The sequence below is a fragment of the Pseudophaeobacter sp. genome, assembly GCF_039971195.1.
GTDB lineage: Bacteria > Pseudomonadota > Alphaproteobacteria > Rhodobacterales > Rhodobacteraceae > Pseudophaeobacter.
On the sequence record NZ_JBDWPJ010000042.1, the window covers coordinates 18,349 to 35,498 of the forward strand.

Sequence of the window (17,150 nt, forward strand, 5' to 3'; positions counted from 1 at the left end):
ACCAAGCTCCTCCAATCACAGGTACCCCTCTATGAGACGCGCCGCCATGGCCCTGCTGGCCAATCGTATTTCCCCGCCGAACCTTTCGATCATGCAGGACGAGGGCTGGTCTGTTGCCCGTGTGCGCACCGAGCTGCTGTCGGGCCTGACTGTTTCGTTGGCCCTGGTGCCCGAGGCGGTGGCCTTTGCCTTTGTGGCTGGGGTGCATCCGCTGGTGGGGCTTTATGCGGCTTTCCTGGTGGGGCTGGTAACCGCGCTGATTGGCGGCCGGCCGGGGATGATCTCTGGCGCCACCGGGGCCTTGGCCGTGGTTATGGTCTCGCTGGTGGCCCAGCACGGGGTGGAATATCTGTTTGCTACGGTTGTCTTGATGGGCATTTTGCAGCTGATCGCCGGGGTGATGCATTGGGGTAAGTTCATCCGTCTGGTGCCGCATCCGGTGATGCTGGGCTTTGTCAACGGCTTGGCGATCGTGATCTTCCTGGCGCAGATGACCCAGTTCAAGGTGCCGGGAACCGATGGTGCCGAATGGTTGTCTGGCCTGCCGATGGTGCTGATGCTGGGGCTGGTTGGCCTCACTATGGCGATCATCTGGGCCACGCCCAAGATTACTTCGATCATTCCGGCGCCGCTGGCAGGCATCGGCATTGTTGCCGGGATCGTGATTGTCTTTGGCCTGGAGGTGCCGCGTGTCGGCGATATGGCCTCGATCAAAGGCGCCTTGCCCTCTATTCACAGCCCCTTTGGCGAAGGCATTGGCATCTACGGCGATGCTCTGGCGCCCCTCACGCTTGAGACCCTGTGGATCATCCTGCCCTATGCTGTGATCCTGGCGGCGATTGGCCTGATCGAGAGCCTTTTGACGCTGAATCTGGTGGGTGAAATCACTGGCAAGCGCGGTGGCGCCAGCCAGGAGTGTATTGCCCAGGGGACGGCCAATGTGATCACCGGTTTCTTTGGTGGCATGGGCGGTTGTGCCATGATCGGTCAGTCGATGATCAATGTGAAATCCGGCGGCCGCACCCGGATTGCCGGCATTGTGGCGGCGCTGTTCCTGTTGTTGTTCATTGTGGTGGCCTCGCCCTTGATCGAGCAGATCCCGCTGGCCGCTTTGGTCGGGGTTATGTTCATGGTGGTGATCGGCACCTTTGCCTGGAACAGCTTGAAAATCATGACCAAGGTACCGCCTATGGATGCCTTTGTGATCGTACTGGTGACCGTGGTCACGGTGATGAGCGATCTGGCCATTGCAGTTGTGGTTGGGGTGATTGTCTCGGCGCTGGCCTATGCCTGGAGCAACGCGCGCCGCATCCACGCGATCACGCGCGAATCCGAGAGCGAAGCCGGGGCCAAGGTCTATGAGATCGAAGGGCCGCTGTTCTTTGGCTCGACAGATGGGTTTATCGAGCTGTTTGATGTTGAGAACGATCCCGACAAGGTAATTGTCGAATTCAACCGCAGCCGGGTTGTTGACCAGTCTGCGCTGCAGGCCATCGAGGCTATCGCAGGCAAATATGAGGCGGCCGGCAAGACCCTGATGCTGCGTCATCTCAGCCGCGATTGTCATCAACTGCTGACCAAGGCGGGACATCTGATGATCGATAGCGATGACGATCCGGAATATCAGGTTGCGGTGGATTATTCGGTCAAGACCGGGATTCTGGGCGGTCACTAAGCCCTCGCGGATCGTGCTGTTGTTAAGCGGTCGCGCCCCTGACGGGGCGCGGCTGTTTTTTTTTTGGTTTTCCGGCTCAGGTTCACCCAAGCAGCATGTGCTGCGTCAGATCTCCCTTCGGTCTGTTGCCCTTTCTGGCAGATACGCCCTGCGACGCGACAAGCAAAATAGCCGTATCCCCGCCCTGCCGGGCGAGGAGCCTCGGCGATTTGGCTTTGCACGCCTTGTGCGATCCGCCCGTCGAAAGGCAAGACGAAGGTGGCTCCGAAGCAGCAGTTGTAGGATTTGCGGCTAGTCCGGGGCGAGGTCCTCGAGCATGTCGAGATCGCCGGAGAGCAGGGCCGGTTCGGCGCGGGCCAGGGCCTCGGGCGGCCAGTGCCACCATTTCAGCGACAAGAGCCGGGCAATTTGCGGTTTGGCAAAGCGGTAGCGTTGTACCGTGGCCGGGTTGCCGGTGACGATTGCATAGGGCGGGACAGTGCCGCGCACCACGGCGCCAGCGCCGATTATCGCACCATCGCCGATGCGGGCGCCGGGCAGGATCAGGGCACCATAACCGATCCAAACATCATGGCCTATGACCGTATCGCGGGTATCGGGCTGAAACCCGGCCATCTCTGCCGGGTCAAACACCGGGAAGGGGTAGCAGCTGAGCCCGTCCTGGGCGTGATTGGCGGAGGCGGTGATAAACCGCACCCCGTGGGCGATTTGGCAGAACTTCCCGATCACCAGATGTTCGCGGGCGCCGGCAAAGAGATAGGGGGCCAGATGACTGGCCCAGTCCTGAGGTGGGGTGAAATCTGAGGCATAGGTAAACTCACCGACCTGGATATTGGGGTGGTCTACTGCACGAGCCAGCATCACCGTGCCTGCATGGGCCTGGCCATCAGGTAGCACAATCGGATTGCGTAGGGCAGGGTTGGGAAGCGGCATCACTGGCTCTCAATCATCGGGGCGGGAGAGCGCGAAGGTCTCGCGCACGACAGTGTAGTCACGGTAGCCCATGCGGGCCAGGGGCTGGAAAGTGGTGACATCAAAGATGCCGTCGCGCAGGCAATCGTCGCGCAGATGAATGCCGGTGACCTCTCCAAAGGCGACGCGGTTGGCAGCACCGGGGAGGGTGACAATCTGGGTGAGCCGACACTCCAACGCGGCAGGCGCATCTTTGATGCGGGCACAATCGATGGTGTCACAGTCAACAGCGGTCAGGCCCGCGTGGTCAAATTCATCAACCTCTTTGGGCAACATTTCAGAGCTGGCATTCATTGCATCACGCATCTCATAGGCGACGATATTGACGCAGAAGACGCCGGTCTCTTCGATATTGGCGAGGCTGTCTTTGGTGCCGTCCTGGTCGTCCTTGCTGCCGGTGGAGGCAAACATCACCTGTGGCGGCGTATAGGCAACGCCGTTGAAGAAAGAATAGGGGGCCAGATTGTTGCTGCCATCTGGGGCACGGGAGGAAATCCAGCCGATAGGGCGCGGGGTGATCAGCGCGTTAAAGGGGTTATGCGGCAAACCATGGCCGTCTTTGGGGCGGTAGAACAAGGCGCGTCTCCAATTGTTTGCCCCAGACTTACGCCCGTGCTAGGGCGATTTCCAGCCCTCAGAGCAGCGAGGGCAGGCGGAGGCCTAGAGGCGTGATCGAATTAAAGGCAGAACAACCCGATGACCGCTGGGAGGTCGAGGCGCTCTATGACCTGTGTTTTGCGCCGGGGCGGGAGGCGCTGTCGTCCTACCGGCTGCGTGATAATGTACCGCCGGTGCCGGGGCTGAGTCAGGTGGCGCGCGATGAGCTGGGCATTCTGGCAGGTGCAATCCGCTTCTGGCCGGTTCATATCGAAGCTGACGATCCTCAGAAACTGCACCAGGTAACGGCGCTCTTACTGGGGCCGGTTGCGGTCCACCCAACCCACCAGGGCGAAGGGCTGGGCGGCTCGCTCATCCGGGACAGCCTGGCTCAGGCCTCGGAGCGGGGCTGGCAGCGGGTGATGCTGGTTGGCGATGCGCCTTACTACCGGAGGTTTGGTTTTGAAAGGCTTTCTGGCGTCAAGATGCCGCCCCCCACCAACCCAGAGCGGGTGCTGGGCCTGCACTCTGACACAGGGGCGTGGGACGGGGTCTCGGGGCGGGTAACGCGCTGGCAGGGAGAATTGGTGGAGCCGGGCACGCCTTGAAAGTGGCATGCTGCGGGCCAATCTTGAGCATTAGATGGAGGCCCATGGCATGAATGAAATCATTTCAGACTATCGCAGCCTGTCGCCCAGTCAGGTGGAGGTTGAGCTGGACGCACTGGCCCGGCGCTACCAGTCGGCCAGCGGGCTGGGCATCAATCTGCTAAATGCGCTGGGTGGTCAGGTCGAAAGCCTGTTAGCGCAGCTGCCTACCGGAGTGCGGGCACAATTGGGGCACTCCACCGAACAGGCGTTGCATCTGGCGATGCAGGCAGCACAGCAGTCCCGTCGTGTGATGCCGGCCCAATCGCCAAAGGTGAACCGGCTGGTCAGCACTGCTATGGGCGCGGCAGGCGGCGCCGCCGGACTGCCCGGGGCGCTGGTTGAATTGCCGGCAACCACTGCCTTTTTGTTGCGCACCATCCAGGATGCCGCTGCCTCTGAAGGCTTTGACCCTAGTTCTGAAAATGTGATGTTTGATTGCCTGCGGGTCTTTGCCTCAGCAGGGCCTCTGGCCCGCGATGACGGGGCTGAAACCGCCTTTGTCTCGCTGCGACTTAGCTTGTCTGGCCAGGCGCTCAATCAGGTGATCACCACCGTCGCGCCCCGTTTGGCCGCGGCGATGGGGCACAAATTGGCGGCGCAATCGGTACCCATTCTGGGGGCTGCTGCTGGCGCCACAGCGAACTACGTTTACTCCGGCTATTACCACGAAGTTGCCCTGGTGCATTTTGGGCTGCGCCGTTTGGCGATCCAGGCGGACCAGCCCGAGGCTCTGATGCTGGAGAGTTTTGTCACCCGCTTGCCGCTGAAGCTGTGACCCGGATCGGATGCGCGCGACCAATATGCTGCGTTTCATTGGACGAGAAGACCACAGTTGTGCATGGAATTCCTGCAATCCCCTCTTGATCTTGCATTTGTTGCCCCGTTAAGCAGCAAAGCCTGCTACGAGTAAGAGAATGATAAACTACAGTCTAAAATGCGCTGAGGGTCACAGCTTTGACAGCTGGTTCCAGTCTGCTGCTGCTTTTGACAAACTGGCCGCTGCCGGGTTGGTGAGCTGCTCCTTTTGTGGCAGCACAAAGGTGGAAAAGGCGATCATGGCGCCACGCGTGCGCACCGGACGTAAAGCGGTTTCCGGAATTGGCGAGCGTGAAACCCGCGAGGGTGCCGCCGCGCCTGTGACCGCAGATGAGAGCCCCGGCCCAGCCACGGCGCCTGGGCCAGCTTCGGCGCAGGCAGGACCCGGCGCGCTGAGCACCCCTGCAGACGCGCAGGCGGCAGAGATGGCCAAGGCCCTGGGCGAAATGCGCCGCCAGGTCGAAGAGAATTCTGACTACGTCGGCAAGGATTTTGCCAGTGAGGCACGGGCGATGCATCTGGGGGACTCCCCGGAACGCGCCATTTATGGTGAAGCCAAACCGGAAGAGGCCAAGGCCCTGATCGAGGATGGCATCCCGGTGCTGCCGCTGCCCTTTGGGCGCACACGAAAGACCAATTAGCGAAGATCAATTAGCAAAAAGGCCCCTCCCAATGCATGTAGTGATTACCGGAGCCAACCGCGGCATTGGCCGACAGATGGCAATTCAGCTGAGCGAGGAAGGCCATGAGGTCACCGGCACCTCACGCGATCCAGCATCAGAGCATGCGCTGGATGTGACGGATAGCGCGCAGCAGGCTGCTTTTGCTGAAAAACTGGCGGATCGTCCCATTGATCTACTGGTGTGCAATGCAGGCGTTTACCTCGACAAGGGCAGGCCGCTGCAAGACTATACCGCAGAGATCTGGAGCCAGAGCCTGGCTGCCAATGTGACCGGGGTCTTTTTGACAGTTCAGGCGCTGCTGCCAAACCTGCGGCTGGCGCAGGGAGCCAAGATCGCAATCATTTCCTCGCAGATGGCCAGCCACGCCCGTGCCCCCGGCGGCAGCTATGCCTACCGGGCCTCAAAGGCGGCGGCGCTCAATCTGGGGCGCAATCTGTCCACAGACCTGCGCTCTGAGGGCATTGCGGTGGGGATTTATCATCCCGGCTGGGTGCGCACTGATATGGGCGGCGATGAAGGTGATATCAGCGTCGAGGAATCAGCCACAGGTTTGCTTCAAGAGTTTGATGTTCTGGGAATGGAGACTACGGGATGTTTTCACACCTGGGATGGCCGCATCCACGAGTATTGAAGCACGAGGTGGATCCATTTCGGCTCTAGCGTGACGGCCAACAAAAAACCGCCGGTGAGGATCCACCGGCGGTTTTCCTATTTCTGCTTTTCCCGTTTGTTCCGGGCCTACAGGGCTATTCCCAGCAGCTAACCAGAACCGTCATGCCTGTGGCCCGCTTGACCAGGGCCTGGTTGGGCAGGTTGCTGACCACCGCCTGGGTTTGGCCGACCACGCCTGCGGTCTCCAGGGCGCTGCGAATGGCCTCGGCATCTACCGCAAAGCTCACACCCTCGGGCAGCTGACGCCCTTGGCTGTCCTGTGGCAGCAACATGCCAAGCACCGCACCGGAGCTGTCGACAACCGGGCCACCGGCGTCGCCAGCCTGCGAAGACAGGTCGAGCCGGGCAACGCCGGCGTTGCCATCAAGGTCCTTCACATCCGCCAGCTTGCCCCAGGTGAGGCTTGGTGCCCCAAGCACGCCTTCGTAGGAGAAGCCAGAGACAGCGATTTCGGACTGCAGGCGGGGGCTTTGAGCGCTCAGCTCTGCCACGGCCATCGGCGCAAGCGCCTGGCCCGGGCGCAGGATCGCCATGCCGCTGGCTGCATCCGCGTTCAAAACCTCGGCGGTGTAGCCATGATCCAGAGTGATGCGGGTACAGCCCTGTACCACATCAGCGGTGGTCACCACCACGCCATCTGTGCTGACAAAGAAGCCGGAGCGCGACATTTTGGGTTTGCGAATTTCCAGACCGGACAGCAGATCAATATCCTGCTGCACATCGGCACCGGCAGCATCGTCGAGCACCCCTTCGCTGCGCTCAAAACTGTCCTGCATCGCTGTCAGCACCCTTGCGCGGCGCTCTTCGTCACCGGCGGGCCAGATCAGGGTGAAGCCTTTGATTTCACCGTTTTTCAGGCTGGCCTGGGTAAACGAGGTGATGCTGGCGTTACGCCCTTCGAGGGTGAAACTGTCGTTGCCACGCTCGCGTGGGCCATCCAGTGGCACGATCTCTAGAGTCTGCATGATGTCATAAAGACCAAACAGCGTGCTCTTGTCGCCGCGCTGGCTGATCAGCAGCACCTGAACACCCAGATCACCGGTGCTGTTGTAATGGGCAAAGGGGGGCTCGTAGTTGCTGAAGCCAACTTCACCAGCGGGAATTTCCAGCGAGATACCCGCCTGGGTATCCGTGATGCGGCGCATGCCGACGGAAATCAGCGGCGCGTTGTAGTCGTCCAGCAGCACCTGGCGCTGGGCGGTTGTCAGAACGCCGGTCTCTTCAAAGCCCTTGGCGATCTGCCAGTCAGACATGGAGCGGCGGGTGCCACGACCAAAGGCGCCATCGATGGCGGAGCTGTAAAAGCCGGCCGCCTGCAGGGCGATCTGCAGATCCTTACGCTCATCGCGGCTGAGGCGCTGCTCGCTACGGCGGGCTTCGGCGCGGGTCTCATCGGGCAGGGCCGGGGTCGGTTCAGCGATCACAACCACCTCTTCGACAGGTTCTGGTGCGGCTACTGGAGCTTCGGCCACAACTGCGGATTCAGGGGCTTGTGTTACAACCGGTGCCGGGGTGGCAGCCTGTGCCGCATCGTCACCCAAGGGGTAGAACTGATTGCGCAGGTTGGCTGGGAAGGCAATGAAACTGTCCCGCGGGATCTGACCTTCAGAGCGGTAGACCTGCAGCACACGATTCGCATCTTCGCGGGTATAGGGGCCGATCAGCACCCCGTACCAGCCGCCGCCCAGGGCAAACCCGGCCACATCCGGGATCTTGGCGGCAAAGACCTGTGCTTCCTGACTGGCCGAGGCCAAAGAGGGGCGGGCGGCCACCTGAATCCAGACGGTATCCTGCGAGTTTTGTTGCGCCTGTGCTGGCACGACTAGAAGAATGGCAAGCGCATTGAGCGACAGCACCAATGCGGCAATCAGTTTTCTCATTATCAGGACCCTATCCCGGTAGACCAATTTATTGCCGCGCAATTAAGCATTTTGCGACGCCAAAGGGAACGCCCCTTGGAGGGGGGAATTCCATACTGGATGCAGCAAACTGGCAAATATGGCCTTAATGCCACGGCAAAACCGATGGATTGTGGTCTTGTGGCCGGCAGTCGGGCGGATCTTGGCTGGATTGGATGCTTCTAGCCGTTGACCCTGCCGGGGGGCTTGCATAGGAAGAAAGCCGCATTTGCTGCAGCACAGCGCCCAAGAGACGAAGGATTTGGACATGACCCAGACCACCGGCCAGTCGACCGAGATGAATTCTGGTGCGACCAGACCCGCGCCCCGGTCGTTTCAGGAGATCATCCTGCGACTGCAAAGCTATTGGGCCGCTAAGGGCTGTGCCATCATGCAGCCCTATGACATGGAAGTGGGCGCGGGGACGTTTCACCCGGCCACCACGCTTCGCTCGCTGGGCAGCAAGCCCTGGGCGGCGGCCTATGTTCAGCCCTCGCGCCGTCCCACCGATGGGCGCTATGGTGAAAACCCCAACCGGCTGCAGCATTATTACCAGTTTCAGGCGCTGATCAAACCCAGCCCACCCAACCTGCAGGAGCTCTACCTCGGCAGCCTTGAGGCGATTGGCGTTGATATGGCGATGCATGACATTCGCTTTGTCGAACACGACTGGGAAAGCCCCACGCTTGGTGCATGGGGGCTGGGCTGGGAGGTTTGGTGCGACGGGATGGAGGTTAGCCAGTTCACCTATTTCCAACAGGTCGGCGGCCATGATTGCCACCCGGTTTCCGGTGAGCTGACCTATGGTCTGGAACGTCTTGCGATGTATGTGCTGGGCGTCGATCACGTGATGGATATGCCGTTCAATGACCCGGATGCGCCGATCCCATTGACCTATGGTGATGTGTTCAAGCAGACCGAAGAAGAATACGCCCGCTGGAACTTTGACGTGGCCAACACCGATGTGTTGCTGCGCCATTTTGAGGAGGCCGAGGCCGAATGCGCCGCGATTCTGGCGCAGGAGCATGACGACCCCAAGACCGGCAAGCGTATCATCATGGCGCATCCGGCCTATGATCAATGCATCAAGGCCAGCCATATCTTTAACCTGCTGGACGCGCGCGGGGTGATCTCGGTTACCGAACGTCAGGCCTATATCGGCCGGGTGCGTAGCCTCGCCAAACAATGCGCCGATGCCTTTGTGCAGACCAGCGCTGGCGGTTTCGCCGCCTGATCTTTTGGGGCAATTGGGCTTGCTCCAATGACTTGGCCGAATGTGGCCGGGACTGACGGATAGGCCAGATAAATGAGGGCTTTTGCCAATGTTGGGTAAGTTTCTTGCCATCGTTCTGATCGCCTCGGGCCTCGCTGCCGGGGCTGGGATGTATTATCTGCAGGTCTACGGGTATTATGAGGATGTCGAGGCAACACCGGGTGAAGACGTGGTCTTGTTGCCTCTTGGCCAAGACAGCCCCAAACCTATCGCCTATGAGAACTTCCAGGCAATTGATGCCTCAAGCGCTCCCATTCGCTATCGCGCCTGTTTTACCACCCGGCTGCGCCCGGAGGAGTTGGCGCAGTTGTTTCAGGTCTCAGAGCAGAAACACCCGCGCAACGCGCCACCCTGGTTTGACTGTTTTGATGCCGAAGCCATTGGTGCCGCACTGGAGGCGGGCAGTGCTACGGCCTTTATCTCGGTCAAGAATATCGAATTTGGCGTCGATCGTATCGTTGCGGTGACCGATCAGGGCAATGGCTATATCTGGCACGAGCTGAATGCCTGCGGTGAAAAAGCCTATGATGGCACGGTGGTCGGGGAGACCTGCCCCGAACGTCCCTAACGCAAGTGGTGTAACCGACGGCAGCAACGCCCAAGCCTGCCCTGGGGAAACGGTAAGATCTGATGGACAGTGCAATCACAATTCCGAGTTTCATTTCAGTGACGATGGGATTTGCTGTCTTCCTTTTAGGTGCGCGTCTCAATAGCAAGGTCTTGATTCTGCGCCGTTTCAATATCCCAGAGCCAGTAACGGGCGGGTTGATCGCCGCAATTCTAGTTATGGTGCTTTACCAGTTCACCGGAGTGCAGATCAGCTTTGATTTGAGTGCACGTGATCTCTTCCTGGTGACTTTCTTTGCGGCCATTGGCCTCAATGCGCGGCTTTCGGATCTGTTGGCTGGGGGTAAACCGCTGGCGATTTTGCTGCTGCTGACCCTGCTGACAATTCTGGCGCAGAATGTCATTGGCGTGGCCGGAGCATTGGCCTTTGGCTATCCGGCCAAAGCGGGTGTCTTGTTTGGCTCGGCAGCCCTGATTGGCGGCCATGGTACCGCCATAGCCTGGGCTCCAGAGGTGGCAGGTGCCACTGGTCTGGCAGGCGCCTCGGAGCTCGGAGTGGCGGTGGCCACGCTTGGTCTGGTTCTGGCGGCGCTGATCGGTGGCCCGATTGCGCGGCTTTTGATTGAACGCAACAGCCTGTCCCCAGAGCGCCCAGACGAAGAACATACTGTTGGTGTCGCTGACGCTGCGGCCGAGGCCACCACCATCGACCATCTGAGCCTGATCCGGGTGATGCTGCATCTGAACCTGGCCATTCTGTTTGGCTATGGGCTGCATGAGGCGCTGTTGGCTGCGGGGCTGAAACTGCCGCTGTTTGTGCCCTGCCTGATTTCGGGAATCCTATTGGCCAACCTGCGCGGGCTGATCGCACCCAAGTCCCCGCCCGTGACGCGTACGCCGACCCTTGCCTTGATTTCTGAATTCTCGCTGGGGATCTTTCTGGCAATGTCGCTGATGAGCCTGCAGCTCTGGACTATTGCCGACCTTGGCCTGACCATGGCGGTAATCATGCTGTTGCAGACTGCCTTTGCCGCTGCTTTTGTGCTTTTTGTGCTGTTCCCGATGCTGGGTCGCAATTATCGCGCAGCCGTGCTGGCCGCCGGTTTTGGCGGCTTTGCCCTGGGGGCCACCCCCACGGCCATTGCTAATATGACCGCAGTGACCAAACGCTATGGACCCTCTCCGATTGCTTTTGTAGTACTGCCCCTGGTTTCCGCCTTTTTTGTGGATATCGCCAATGCCATCGTCATCCAGACGATTGTGAATTTCTGAGGACCCCAGATGCCCGACCTGCTGATTGAACTGTTTTCTGAGGAAATCCCGGCCCGCATGCAGGCGCGTGCGGCTGAGGATCTGAAAAAGCGCATGACCGATGGCCTGGTCGAGGCGGGTCTGACCTATGCAGGAGCTGCTGCCTTTTCGACGCCGCGCCGATTGACCCTGGCCATTGAGGGCCTGCTGAGCGAAAGCCCGACCCTGCGCGAAGAGCGCAAGGGACCAAAGGTCGGCGCGCCAGAAAAGGCCATCGAAGGCTTTTTGCGCGGCGCGGGCCTGACGCGGGATCAGCTGGAAGAGCGCGACACCCCCAAGGGCGCGGTCTATTTTGCCAGCTTTGAAAAACCTGGCCGCCCGGCGGCTGAGATCATTGCCGGAGTACTTGAGGGTACCATCCGCAATTTTCCTTGGCCCAAAAGCATGCGCTGGGGCGCGGGCTCGCTGCGCTGGGTGCGCCCCTTGCATTCAATCCTGTGCCAGCTCAGTGATGAGAATGGCGCCGAGGTGGTGCCTTTTGAAATCGAAGGCATCGCGGCGGGGAATGTGACCCAGGGCCATCGTTTCATGGCGCCGGGTGAAATTTCGGTGAACGGGTTTGAAGACTACGCCGCCAAGCTCAAACGCGCCCATGTGGTGCTTGACCCGGCAGAGCGCCAAGAGGCGATCTGGCAGGAGGCGAGCAATCAGGCCTTTGCCCGTGGGTTGGAGTTGGTCGAGGATAAGGGTTTGCTGGCGGAGGTTGCCGGTCTGGTTGAATGGCCGGTGGTGCTTTTGGGCGACATCGATGCGGAATTCCTGGAGCTGCCAGCAGAGGTGCTGCAGACTTCGATGAAGGAGCATCAGAAGTTTTTCTCGGTGAAGAACCCCAAGACGGGCCGCATCGAGGGTTTTGTCACAGTTGCCAACCGCGAAACCGCCGATCAAGGCGCGACCATTCTGGCGGGCAACCAAAAGGTGCTGTCGGCGCGTCTGGCCGATGCTAAGTTCTTTTGGGAGAACGATCTGCGGGTGGCCAAGTCAGAGGTCGGCATGGAGGGCTGGAGCACGCAGCTCAGCAACGTCACTTTCCACAACAAGCTGGGCACCCAGGCAGAACGCATCGACCGCATCGCGGCTCTGGCGCGGGAGATCGCGCCTGTTGTCGGCGCCGATGCCGATCTGGCAGCGCAGGCCGCACGGGTGGCCAAGGCGGATCTGTCCTCGGAAATGGTCTATGAGTTCCCAGAATTGCAGGGGCTGATGGGCCGCTACTACGCTGAGGCCGCTGGTCTGCCGCAAGAGGTGGCCAATGCCTGCGAAGCGCATTATTCGCCGCTGGGCCCCTCGGATGATGTGCCAACCGAGCCTGTCTCGGTCGCAGTAGCGCTGGCGGATAAGCTGGATACCCTCACCGGGTTCTGGGCCATTGATGAAAAGCCCACCGGCTCAAAGGATCCCTTTGCCCTGCGCCGCGCCGCATTGGGTGTGATCCGTCTGGTGCTGGAGAATGAGCTGAGGGCGGATCTCTCAAAGTTAATCTGGTCTGCTGCGTCTCAGCACCACAAAGGGTGGTCGAGTGCAGCTGCGTTGGTAGTTTGGCTAGACACGACGTTCAGATCTGAAAACGTTATCAACCGGGAGCGTCGAGATCGAACTAAAGCCTGGCAAGCCGACTTAGACGACAGCTATTCAGCTGTTGAGTACAGGAGCAGTGAGGCAGAATTCGCTGCGCCAGATCTTGAAGGGGAAGATTGGGAAGAACAACTGGATGAAGTTCTTAACCAAATTCGCCCCTTTCCATGGGTTATTACAGTTTCGCATGTTTTACCGGAACTCCTCTCCTTCCTCCACGACCGCCTCAAGGTCTTCCTGCGCGATCAGGGTATTCGCCATGATGTGATCGACGCCTGTATCGCCATGGACGGAAATGACGACCTGACCCCTCTGGTGAAACGCGCCCGTGCCTTGGAGGACTTCTTGAAGTCCGAAGATGGCACCAACCTGCTGCAAGGGTTCAAGCGCGCCAACAACATCCTGACCCAGGCCGAGGAAAAGGACGGGGTGGAGTATTCTTACGGTGCGGATGTGAAATTTGCTGAAGACGAGAGCGAAAAGGTGCTTTTCGCAGCGCTTGCAGCGAGCGAGGGGGCGATCTCTTCGGCCATCGAGGCCGAAGATTTCGCGGCTGCCATGGGCAGCATGGCGGCGCTGCGGGGGCCGGTGGATGCGTTCTTTGAAGCGGTGCAGGTGAACTCGGACAAGGAGGTTGTGCGCCGCAACCGGCTGAACCTCTTGAGCCAGATCCGCAAGGTCTGCGGCCAGGTGGCCGATCTGACACGCATTGAGGCCTGATCTGCTCGACGAATGATCACGTTTTCAAAGGGCTGCGCTGCGTCGCGGCCCTTTTTCTTTGGCTGGGGAGGCGTTTCAGGGGGCGTACTGCCCCTTGAGATCGCCAGATCAATTTTGAGACCGCCTTGCAGCGCCTCAAGGCTGGCCCCCTGCGGAGCAGGGCCGCTGGCGCGGGCCTTGACCCGCTGCAAAGCGGAAAGGGGCGTCTGTGGCCAATGGGAAGACGCGGCGGAAATTCCGCATGGCTTTGGGGCTTCACCCTTGCGAAGGGGGCTGGCGTGATTATGCTGCAGGCAAACAGAAGGTGCCGCAGTGCAGAAAAACCATGTCTGAGACTCCCCTTGCTACCTTGATCACCACAACCGCGCCGATTGCGGCGGCCAGCCATGGGGGGCGGGCCAAGTGTTTGCAGCGGCTGTTACGGCTGGACCTGCCAGTGCCCTGCACGGTGGCCCTGTCTTTTGCCGCCGTGCAGAAGGCATCAGAAGGCGAGTTGCCCGATATCGGCGTGGTTCTGGCGGAGTTTTCCGAGGATGCGCTGCTTTGTGTACGGCCCTCGTCGGAGGTGCCGGACTGGGGTGGACCCAGTGCGATCCTCAACATTGGCATGAATGATGCGCGCTATGTCTCGCTGAGCGAGGCATTGGGCCAGGAGGCTGCGGCCTCGCTTTATCTGCGGTTTGTGCAATCCTATGCGGTGCATGTGGCGCGGCTGGATCCAGATGTCTTTGACGATGTGGAAGATGGCGGGCCGGATGCGCTACGCGAGATCCTGCAGGCCTATGAAGCGGAGACGGACGAGGTTTTCCCGCAGGATCCGGGCGAGCAACTGGCGGCGGTTCTGCGCTCGATGGCGCGGGCCTGGGAAGGCACCTCGGCGCGGCTGTTGCGTCAGGCCAAGGGGGCCCCGGCGGATGCGGGGCTCGGGTTGGTGGTGCAGGAGATGATACCGGGGCTGGGCCAGGGGGAATGTGGGTCTGGTGTTTTGCAGCTGGTGGATTCCACCACCGGATTGCCGCAGCTGACCGGGCGGTATCTGAGCCAGAGCCAGGGGCGCGAAGCGCTAGGGGCCGGAACCGAGGCGCTGTTTCTGGAAAAGGATGCGCGCGGGCCGTCGCTGGAGGAATTGGCGCCAGAGGCCTTTGCCTCGATCAAGGCGGATGCCGCTTTGATGCGATTGCGGCTGCGCGAAGAGATGCAGGTGGAATTTGTCATCCAGAATGGCGAAGTTCATATCCTCGACGGGGTGCGGGTGCAGCGCAGCTCACGCGCGGCGGTTCGGATCGCTGTGGCGCTGGCGCAGGATGAAGTTATACCACCGCATGAGGCGGTGATGCGCGTGGATGCCCATGTGCTCAATGAATTGCTGCACCGCCAGGTGGCGCCTACAGCGCAACGCGATGTCATCGGATCCGGCATTGCGGCCAGTCCCGGGGCGGCGGCGGGACGTCTGGTTTTCACCGCGGCTGAGGCCCAGGCCAGCGCGGCGCGCAGCGAACCCTGTGTTCTGGTACGGCGAGAGACCTCGCCAGAGGATGTACGGGGCATGCATGCCTCGGTGGCGGTGCTCACAGGCAAGGGCGGTATGACCAGCCATGCGGCGGTTATTGGCCGGGGACTGGGGCTGCCTTGCATCGTTGGCGCCACGGATATGAAGTTTGAATCCCGCAAGAAGCAGCTGGTTTCGGCACAGGGGCGGGTGTTTCGGGCTGGTGATGTGGTCACCATTGATGGCAGCAGCGGCGAAGTTCTGGCCGGCGAGCCGGAAATGCTGGAGGCGGCACAGGATGATGCCTTTCAGGCGTTGCTGTCCTGGGCGGATGAGGCCCGCGATATCGGCATTCGCGCCAATGCCGATACCCCGGCGGATGCGCAGACGGCACGCAATTTCAACGCCCAGGGCATCGGGCTCTGCCGTACCGAGCATATGTTCTTTGATCCAGGTCGTCTGACGGTGATGCGGGAGATGATCTTTGCCGATACCTCTAGCGGGCGGGCAGCGGTTCTGGCCAGGTTGCTGCCGATGCAGCGCGAGGATTTTCTGGAGCTGTTTCGCATCATGGAGGGTTTGCCGGTCTGCATTCGCCTGTTTGATCCGCCGCTGCATGAATTCCTGCCGACAACCAAATCCGGCCAGCGCGAACTCTCTGAGGCGCTGGGGCTTCCGGTGAGTGATGTGACGCGCCGGGTGGAGGAAATGGCCGAGTATAACCCGATGCTGGGCCTGCGTGGGGTGCGCCTGGGCGTCACCGTGCCAGAGATTTATGACATGCAGGCACGGGCCATTTTTGAAGCGACCCTGTTGGCCTCTAAGAATGGCGCGCCGGTGGTGCCCGAGGTGATGATCCCGCTGGTCTCGGCCAAACGCGAAGTGGAGTTGGTCAAGGCGCGCATTGATGCGGTGGCAGCAGCGGTCGTGGCCGAACAGGGCCAGACATTTGACTACCGTCTAGGTGTTATGGTGGAAACACCGCGTGCTGCCCTGCGCGCCGCTGAAATTGCGCCGCATACCTCTTTCCTGAGCTTTGGTACCAATGACCTCACCCAGATGGCCTATGGGCTGTCGCGCGATGACGCGGGGCGGTTCATGTCCAATTATGTCCAGCAAGAGGTTTTCCCAGAAGACCCCTTCCATGTGCTGGATGTTGATGGTGTGGGCGAGCTGCTGAAACTGGGTGTGCAACGGGGGCGCAGTGCGAACCCAGAGGTGACGCTGTCGATCTGTGGTGAGCATGGCGGCAACCCCGAATCGATTGCCTTTTGCCGAGAGGCGGGATTCGATTATGTGTCCTGTTCGCCCTTCCGGGTACCGGTTGTACGCCTGGCAGCAGCGCAGCTGGCCATTGGCGAAAAAACAGGCGTGATTTCGCCGACATATAGCAAAAATTAAGCAAAATTAACATATTCTGCTTTATCGATGGAGCGCTTCAAACAGGGGTGGCCACATGAATTATCTGGCCTAAGTGTGACAGAACTGGACGTTTTTTGGGAATGTGATTAAAGGGTTCGATCGCAGCGGGCTGGGGAGGCCCTGCGTACGTGGATAAGTAAGGACCCCTGAGATGAAATTCCTGACCTTGGCAGCCCTGGCGGTTGCGACAACAATGACGGGACAAATGGCCAAGGCCGAGACAGGCCTGAGTGCCCTGTTCAAGCGTGAGCAAAGCACTCTCAACACTGTTCCAGATACTCGTCTTTCCGGGTTCCTGGGGTTCAAAATTCGCCCCAAACAGTCCCCCGTCACCGAGCTCACCTTTACCAAGGCCTGGTTGGATGAGCAGCCTGTCGCCACTGGGGATGCCAATTTCTCCTGTCTGGCAGAGGCGCTCTACTTTGAGGCGCGCGGCGAGACCGTAAAGGGCCAGTTTGCGGTTGCCGAAGTGATCATGAACCGGGTCAATAGCGCCCAGTTCCCCAATACACTGTGCGGGGTGATCAATCAGGGCACCGGACGGCGCTATCAGTGCCAGTTCACCTATACCTGTGATGGCCACGAAGAGGTGATCCGCGAAAAAGCCGCCTATGTGCGGGTGGCCAAAGTGGCCCGCTTGGTGATCGATGGGGCCGCACCCGATCTGACCGCTGGCGCCACCTATTATCACACCACTGCTGTGAGCCCGCGTTGGAGCCGCAGCTTTACCAAGACCACGCGCATTGGTGTGCATCTGTTCTACCGTGATGAGCGCTACCGGACGGCCTCCAGCGAGTGATCACCGCATCTTCGTGACCTGCCGGGTTGAG

At 60.3% G+C, this 17,150-nt stretch carries 14 protein-coding genes; 11 read left to right on the forward strand and 3 right to left on the reverse strand.

Going from position 1 to position 17,150, the window contains the following annotated elements; translation table 11 throughout:
- Positions 1 to 31: 31 nt before the first annotated feature.
- Complete coding sequence (locus ABJP42_RS03550; RefSeq protein ID WP_348338511.1) at positions 32 to 1,675, forward strand: SulP family inorganic anion transporter; 1,644 nt, start codon at positions 32 to 34, stop codon at positions 1,673 to 1,675.
- Between the two features lie 291 nt (positions 1,676 to 1,966).
- Here ABJP42_RS03550 and ABJP42_RS03555 read toward each other — a convergent pair whose 3' ends face one another.
- Together ABJP42_RS03555 and ABJP42_RS03560 are read right to left on the reverse strand one after the other, a co-directional pair.
- Positions 1,967 to 2,608 carry a CatB-related O-acetyltransferase gene (locus ABJP42_RS03555; protein WP_348338512.1) on the reverse strand — a complete coding sequence of 214 codons (642 nt, stop codon included), beginning with the start codon at positions 2,606 to 2,608 and terminating at the stop codon, positions 1,967 to 1,969.
- A 9-nt stretch (positions 2,609 to 2,617) separates the two neighbouring features.
- The gene (locus ABJP42_RS03560) at positions 2,618 to 3,223 is read right to left on the reverse strand and encodes a flavin reductase family protein (protein ID WP_348338513.1); all 606 of its coding nucleotides are present in this window, start codon (positions 3,221 to 3,223) and stop codon (positions 2,618 to 2,620) included.
- A 92-nt stretch (positions 3,224 to 3,315) separates the two neighbouring features.
- On the opposite strand from ABJP42_RS03560, the gene ABJP42_RS03565 reads away from it, so the two are divergent.
- From ABJP42_RS03565 to ABJP42_RS03580, 4 genes are all read left to right on the forward strand, one after another.
- Positions 3,316 to 3,852, forward strand: a complete 537-nt coding sequence (locus tag ABJP42_RS03565; RefSeq protein ID WP_348338514.1) for a GNAT family N-acetyltransferase — start codon at positions 3,316 to 3,318, stop codon at positions 3,850 to 3,852.
- A gap of 49 nt (positions 3,853 to 3,901) precedes the next feature.
- Positions 3,902 to 4,669 carry an EcsC family protein gene (locus ABJP42_RS03570; protein ID WP_348338515.1) on the forward strand — a complete coding sequence of 256 codons (768 nt, stop codon included), beginning with the start codon at positions 3,902 to 3,904 and terminating at the stop codon, positions 4,667 to 4,669.
- A 139-nt stretch (positions 4,670 to 4,808) separates the two neighbouring features.
- A complete protein-coding gene (locus ABJP42_RS03575) occupies positions 4,809 to 5,351 on the forward strand; it encodes a DUF1178 family protein (protein WP_348338516.1) in 543 nt (180 codons plus the stop codon).
- 31 nt (positions 5,352 to 5,382) lie between these two features.
- Positions 5,383 to 6,024, forward strand: a complete 642-nt coding sequence (locus ABJP42_RS03580; protein ID WP_348338517.1) for an SDR family oxidoreductase — start codon at positions 5,383 to 5,385, stop codon at positions 6,022 to 6,024.
- A gap of 115 nt (positions 6,025 to 6,139) precedes the next feature.
- Here the strand turns inward: ABJP42_RS03580 and ABJP42_RS03585 are convergent, their stop codons facing one another.
- The gene (locus tag ABJP42_RS03585) at positions 6,140 to 7,945 is read right to left on the reverse strand and encodes a trypsin-like peptidase domain-containing protein (RefSeq protein WP_348338518.1); all 1,806 of its coding nucleotides are present in this window, start codon (positions 7,943 to 7,945) and stop codon (positions 6,140 to 6,142) included.
- A gap of 286 nt (positions 7,946 to 8,231) precedes the next feature.
- Between ABJP42_RS03585 and ABJP42_RS03590 the strand changes: the two genes are divergently transcribed.
- The 6 genes from ABJP42_RS03590 to ABJP42_RS03615 all read left to right on the forward strand — a co-directional run bounded on the left by ABJP42_RS03590 (position 8,232) and on the right by ABJP42_RS03615 (position 17,119).
- Complete coding sequence (locus ABJP42_RS03590) at positions 8,232 to 9,197, forward strand: glycine--tRNA ligase subunit alpha (RefSeq protein WP_348338519.1); 966 nt, start codon at positions 8,232 to 8,234, stop codon at positions 9,195 to 9,197.
- A gap of 88 nt (positions 9,198 to 9,285) precedes the next feature.
- On the forward strand, positions 9,286 to 9,804 hold the full coding sequence (locus ABJP42_RS03595) for a DUF6446 family protein (RefSeq protein WP_348338520.1): 519 nt from the start codon (positions 9,286 to 9,288) through the stop codon (positions 9,802 to 9,804).
- Positions 9,805 to 9,866: 62 nt separating this feature from the next.
- A complete protein-coding gene (gene gltS, locus ABJP42_RS03600; protein ID WP_348338521.1) occupies positions 9,867 to 11,075 on the forward strand; it encodes a sodium/glutamate symporter in 1,209 nt (402 codons plus the stop codon).
- Between the two features lie 9 nt (positions 11,076 to 11,084).
- Positions 11,085 to 13,409 carry a glycine--tRNA ligase subunit beta gene (gene glyS / locus ABJP42_RS03605; RefSeq protein ID WP_348338522.1) on the forward strand — a complete coding sequence of 775 codons (2,325 nt, stop codon included), beginning with the start codon at positions 11,085 to 11,087 and terminating at the stop codon, positions 13,407 to 13,409.
- 325 nt (positions 13,410 to 13,734) lie between these two features.
- The gene (locus ABJP42_RS03610; protein WP_490363180.1) at positions 13,735 to 16,299 is read left to right on the forward strand and encodes a putative PEP-binding protein; all 2,565 of its coding nucleotides are present in this window, start codon (positions 13,735 to 13,737) and stop codon (positions 16,297 to 16,299) included.
- Positions 16,300 to 16,471: 172 nt separating this feature from the next.
- On the forward strand, positions 16,472 to 17,119 hold the full coding sequence (locus ABJP42_RS03615) for a cell wall hydrolase (protein WP_348338523.1): 648 nt from the start codon (positions 16,472 to 16,474) through the stop codon (positions 17,117 to 17,119).
- The last annotated feature ends 31 nt before the right edge of the window (positions 17,120 to 17,150 follow it).

Excerpts from the sequence above, each read along its gene's own strand:
- ABJP42_RS03610 (WP_490363180.1), top strand. The coding sequence starts at position 13,735 with ATGTCTGAGACTCCCCTTGCTACCTTGATCACCACAACCGCGCCGATT.
- glyS (WP_348338522.1), top strand. The coding sequence starts at position 11,085 with ATGCCCGACCTGCTGATTGAACTGTTTTCTGAGGAAATCCCGGCCCGC.
- ABJP42_RS03570 (WP_348338515.1), top strand. The coding sequence starts at position 3,902 with ATGAATGAAATCATTTCAGACTATCGCAGCCTGTCGCCCAGTCAGGTG.
- ABJP42_RS03615 (WP_348338523.1), top strand. The coding sequence starts at position 16,472 with ATGAAATTCCTGACCTTGGCAGCCCTGGCGGTTGCGACAACAATGACG.
- ABJP42_RS03590 (WP_348338519.1), top strand. The coding sequence starts at position 8,232 with ATGACCCAGACCACCGGCCAGTCGACCGAGATGAATTCTGGTGCGACC.
- ABJP42_RS03555 (WP_348338512.1), bottom strand. The coding sequence starts at position 2,608 with ATGCCGCTTCCCAACCCTGCCCTACGCAATCCGATTGTGCTACCTGAT.
- ABJP42_RS03580 (WP_348338517.1), top strand. The coding sequence starts at position 5,383 with ATGCATGTAGTGATTACCGGAGCCAACCGCGGCATTGGCCGACAGATG.
- ABJP42_RS03585 (WP_348338518.1), bottom strand. The coding sequence starts at position 7,945 with ATGAGAAAACTGATTGCCGCATTGGTGCTGTCGCTCAATGCGCTTGCC.
- gltS (WP_348338521.1), top strand. The coding sequence starts at position 9,867 with ATGGACAGTGCAATCACAATTCCGAGTTTCATTTCAGTGACGATGGGA.
- ABJP42_RS03575 (WP_348338516.1), top strand. The coding sequence starts at position 4,809 with ATGATAAACTACAGTCTAAAATGCGCTGAGGGTCACAGCTTTGACAGC.
- ABJP42_RS03595 (WP_348338520.1), top strand. The coding sequence starts at position 9,286 with ATGTTGGGTAAGTTTCTTGCCATCGTTCTGATCGCCTCGGGCCTCGCT.
- ABJP42_RS03550 (WP_348338511.1), top strand. The coding sequence starts at position 32 with ATGAGACGCGCCGCCATGGCCCTGCTGGCCAATCGTATTTCCCCGCCG.